This window comes from Leifsonia sp. SIMBA_070, from assembly GCF_046534635.1.
Classification (GTDB): Bacteria; Actinomycetota; Actinomycetes; order Actinomycetales; family Microbacteriaceae; genus Leifsonia.
In genome coordinates, this window is record NZ_JAWRYK010000068.1 from 1 (window position 1) to 371 (window position 371).

The 371-nt window shown below is 32.1% G+C and carries 1 protein-coding gene; it reads left to right on the forward strand.

The genetic code is table 11. The annotated features are described in order from the left end of the window. A partial coding sequence (locus SB754_RS19440; RefSeq protein ID WP_410784044.1) for a hypothetical protein occupies nt 1-256 on the forward strand: 256 nt, incomplete at its 5' end. Between the last annotated feature and the right edge of the window lie 115 nt (nt 257-371).

Here is a 371-nt window from a genome sequence, read left to right on the forward strand (position 1 = left end):
GAAGATAACAATTGGATATTTAGTTGGAACAGAAGCGAAGTTCTTAGAAATGTTGGATTTAGCTGCAAGTGATGGTAATGCTGTTATGTTGTCTGATTATAATGTTCTACTAAATAAACCGTCTTTAGTTGAATTGTCAAGAAGTAAAGGTGTAGATGTAGGGGCATGGACTATAGATAATGCTTATATTCTTCAAAAAATAAAATCTATTGGTATTACACGATTTATGAGTAATCGTATTAAGGAGGCACAATAAATGATTCAAATTGGTGTAGATCAAAATTTTAAATACGGTTTTAATGATAGGGTATCTGGAACTGGAACTGTCACAGTTAACAATAATATTCTGAAATGTACTGGTGCAAGTGGAG